4 protein-coding genes and 1 pseudogene are annotated in these 3,715 nt (G+C 55.4%); all 5 read right to left on the reverse strand.

Annotated features, from left to right (window positions below; all coding sequences use genetic code 11):
• Nucleotides 1-447: pseudogene (locus L3X40_RS21240) on the reverse strand (IS21 family transposase); the annotation flags it as partial.
• A 9-nt stretch (nt 448-456) separates the two neighbouring features.
• Entirely contained in the window at nt 457-1,341 is an 885-nt protein-coding gene (locus L3X40_RS21245) for a helix-turn-helix domain-containing protein (protein WP_237367335.1), read from the reverse strand.
• 52 nt (nt 1,342-1,393) lie between these two features.
• Entirely contained in the window at nt 1,394-2,464 is a 1,071-nt protein-coding gene (locus L3X40_RS21250) for a helix-turn-helix domain-containing protein (RefSeq protein ID WP_237367336.1), read from the reverse strand.
• Between the two features lie 3 nt (nt 2,465-2,467).
• Nucleotides 2,468-3,061 carry a hypothetical protein gene (locus tag L3X40_RS21255; RefSeq protein WP_237367337.1) on the reverse strand — a complete coding sequence of 198 codons (594 nt, stop codon included), beginning with the start codon at nt 3,059-3,061 and terminating at the stop codon, nt 2,468-2,470.
• A 71-nt stretch (nt 3,062-3,132) separates the two neighbouring features.
• The gene (locus L3X40_RS21260) at nt 3,133-3,363 is read right to left on the reverse strand and encodes a hypothetical protein (RefSeq protein ID WP_237367338.1); all 231 of its coding nucleotides are present in this window, start codon (nt 3,361-3,363) and stop codon (nt 3,133-3,135) included.
• Nucleotides 3,364-3,715 lie beyond the last annotated feature (352 nt).

The raw sequence follows: 3,715 nt of genomic DNA on the forward strand, positions 1-3,715 counted from the left end.
GTTGCGCTCGAACGTCACCAGACAGGTCGGCGACACGCGCTTGGTGTGTTCGACAAAGCCGTCAAAGGGACGGCCTAGTGGCATCAGGCTGGCAACTTCTTCGGCATGGGCATCGGCAACGGTGCCGAACAAGCTGCCATGCGGTATCCGGCTCCACTGGGCGATACATTGCGCTTCGAGCCAAGCGTTGAGCGCATCGAGATCGGGGAAGCTGGGCATCGGCTGCCACAACCGGCGGCGTGCATCCTGCACGTTCTTCTCGACCTGCCCCTTCTCCCACCCAGAGGCTGGGTTGCAGAAGTCGGGCTCGAACAGGTAATGGCTGGCCATCGCCGCGAACCTAGCGTTGACCTGTCTGGCCTTGCCACTGCCGATCCGGTCGACTGCGGTTCTCATATTATCGAAGATCCCGCGCTGCGGCACTCCGCCCAGAACCCTGAAGGCCTGGGGACTGCATCACTTTGAAATTTCCGTGACGCGCTTTTTGTAGGGGCCGCGCGGCTTGGGGGCATGTGCTGCATCGATCCGATCAACGATCGCTTCGAAACCAAGGAACGTATCAGCGATGCCAGCGGCCATTGCGGGCGTCGTACGCAGCTTCGAATGTGTGCGAATGAAGTTATAGAACATTGTGTAGAGCGCGACCATGTGAGCATGATTGGCGACCTTCTTGCTGTGGCCGTTTGTCAGACGGGTGAAGCGCCGCATGTGCATCCGCATCGTCTTGTTGTGCGCTTCGACGTAGGACGTTGAGACATGCGCCATGTCGGGGCGGCCTTCGACGCTACGCTTGCGAATGCCAGTGCATTCTGCGGGGCTGTAGCGTCCGCCCTTGTCGATTGTCGGGCCGTAGAGCTTCACGATCTGGCCGTAATCAACATCGGCTCCGAACGCGCCTTCAACGGCTTCCAGATACGCCCGGTGGCCGTCCGTCGAAAGCTGAACCCGGTTGGTGAGGCGCGAACGGAGATCGTCCATAAGCTCGATTGCAGCTTCACCAGAACGGTCGCCAACGAGATAGCTAACAATCAGCTTGCTGTCGGCGTCGATGCCGGTCCAGGTCCAAATATCGCCAGCGTCAGCGGGGGCTGCTTTCGCGCTCTTGACCGTCTTTTGCTTGCAGTAGTTAAAGGCCCAAATCTCATCGCACTGAATGCGACTTGCCTTCACTCCCTGCACCATTTCGTCGTGCATTTCAGCACAGACCGTTCCGGCATCGATCAACAGCTTTGCAACAGTATTGAAGCTGACGTCAGCAATTCGGGCGACGGCCCGCATCGACATACCCTCGCATAGAAGGTTGAGGATTTGGATGCGGGTTTTGAGGTCGAGCTTTCTCATGCCCATTTTTATATGAGCCTTTATGCATAGCGTCAAGTATTATTGTTCAGTATTAAATGATAAGGCGCAGTTTTGGAGCTTCTACCAGGTCATACATCGTCTCAATTTCTGCGGACCTCACGCCAGTGAGCGCAGACATGTCTTCCAAGGTATATTCCAGTTTCCCCAAGTGAGCATGGAGGATGCGCATTAGCACTCTCGGCCTTTCGCGCACGTTGGTGAGTTCGACCGGCTCGTTCGTTCTCCAGCCTCGCTTACCCATTTGAACCATGAAGTATCGGTATCGGGCATCATTCAGCTTTCCAGCATTATATGCCTTTCTAATCAATGCTTGCATTGATGTCTTCCAATGCACCTTCAAGGCCATAAATCTATCTAACGATAGATTATAAAGGTCTTTTAATATGTCACTGGTTGGCATGAGTAATTCTGACGCAAATCTATTTGCTTGGCTCTCCATATCGGCGTTAGGAAGGCGATGCATTACGATATGGCCTAGCTCGTGAGCCAAGGAATAGCGCAGTCTATCCTTTGGTTGGCGAGTATTTATAAATACGATAGGTGGTATGCCGTCAGTCGCATGTTGCGTAAAACCATCGCAAAGCTCGGTCCTGAAATCAAAACCGACAACAATGATACCTGCATTCTCCATTAGTGAGACAACATCTTCAATTGGACCGCGTGGGACCGACCACGCTTGCCGAACGGCTTGCGCAATATCTTCCACTCGACCGTCATATTCGTCTGGATCGATGCTTGGTGGAAGCGGTAGGCGCGGAGCCAGCTCGACCGAGCGCAGCATGAGCGACGCCATAATGCGATGCATCTCGGCCTTCGCGTAGATTTGCGACCAATCCTTCTTCGCCAGCTTCTTGCGTTTGCGGTGATATGTCACTGGCTCGCTACGGCGAGTATGTGCGTGAAAGAAGAATTGCACTTCGTAATTCAAGACGCGCGCGAGCGCAGCGACATCTTCATCAGTCGGCGACAGTAGGCCGTTTTCGATTTTCGAAAGCTTGGCCTGGGATATGCTGCCCTTTAGAGCGGCGACCAACTCAGTTTGCGTGAGTCCTCGCGCATCTCTCGCCAGGGCGAGCATGTCTGGGTTGAATGGTCGTCGCATACACTATTCGGCTTCTTCTTCTGGCGTCGATACCGGGATGATTCGCACCAAGCCGCCGCTGTGATCGTCTGGCTCGTCTGGCACGGGCGGAGTGATCTCAACGATTTCAGGTGGTGGCAGCGGAAGCTCCTCCAGCCAGTTAATGCCGTCTGCATTCGGGCTGATCAACATGGGAATGGGGCTACGCGGATCGGCAGTATCCGCGTAACTCAGATAAAGATTCTCGATTTCAGGAAGATCAAGTGTCGGCATCACTTCGTCGTTCACGTGGAAGAGAAATGCGGATTGGCCTTTGGAAAGTGCGACATCCCCACATTCGTCTGCTTTTTTCACAAGCGCAGTGTAGATGCCATGAAACCGGAAATAGGTTGTCTGGTTGTCCTCGTCGATCCGGATCCCAGGTATGCCGCTAAGCTCAATACGGAGGTTTTCGACGATGGTGTCGCGAATGTCGTTGCGGCGAGTGACCTTGCGTAAAAAGTAGCTCCGCTCCGCATTGTGGTCGAAGCTGCTACGGACGCCATCGGTGATGGCCCGTGAAAACACTGGCAGCATGTCGGCCAGCAGGGTCAACGTTTCGTCCTTCTCGCGCGGCATGATGCACCCCTCATGTGAACCGGGGGCACTGTGCCAAAATCCTCTCAGAAGTCAATCGAAATATTCCGATTTTATTTTGACCATCGTTTTTCTGCGGCTTTGCGAGCAATCTCAGCCCGGCGCTCTGGCGTCATAGAAGCAGCCCGCGCCGCGCCGCCACGACGCCCCATCGATTGCGCGGCCTTGTCCTTACCGTCGTCGGGCGCTTCGTCGTCAGCCTCGCCGGTCAGCACCTTCATCACGTGCACGGCGTTGCCGATCACATCGGCTGGTCGCTTCTGTCCCTTAGGGCCTTTGGGCATCAGGGCCTCCAAATCGTTGCGTCGAGATTGCCTCGCGTAGTGTAGAGGCAGCCACAATACATACAGCACGAAATGCGTTCGCTCTGCGCCTCGACTGGCAGCGACGCAATTTCCTTCGCAGTTGCATCACGCTGCCCCGGCTGGGCGGCTCGACAGCTAGTAGAGGGGCAGTCACTTCGGGGGTTACGCATATATGCTCCATGCTCCATGCTTCACGCTAAGCATAACATGGGAACGCGGGCGGCGCGCGTCAATTTTCAAAGTGATGCAGTCCCAAGGCCTGCGTTAGGGCATCGAACAGCATCTCGTGGGTCTGGAGCAGATAGGCCCGCACGGTGAACGCCCGGCTGTG

It is taken from the genome of Rhizorhapis sp. SPR117, from assembly GCF_021742065.1.

Coding starts and splice junctions, on each gene's coding strand:
- L3X40_RS21245 (WP_237367335.1), bottom strand. CDS start 1,341: ATGAGAAAGCTCGACCTCAAAACCCGCATCCAAATCCTCAACCTTCTA.
- L3X40_RS21250 (WP_237367336.1), bottom strand. CDS start 2,464: ATGCGACGACCATTCAACCCAGACATGCTCGCCCTGGCGAGAGATGCG.
- L3X40_RS21255 (WP_237367337.1), bottom strand. CDS start 3,061: ATGCCGCGCGAGAAGGACGAAACGTTGACCCTGCTGGCCGACATGCTG.
- L3X40_RS21260 (WP_237367338.1), bottom strand. CDS start 3,363: ATGCCCAAAGGCCCTAAGGGACAGAAGCGACCAGCCGATGTGATCGGC.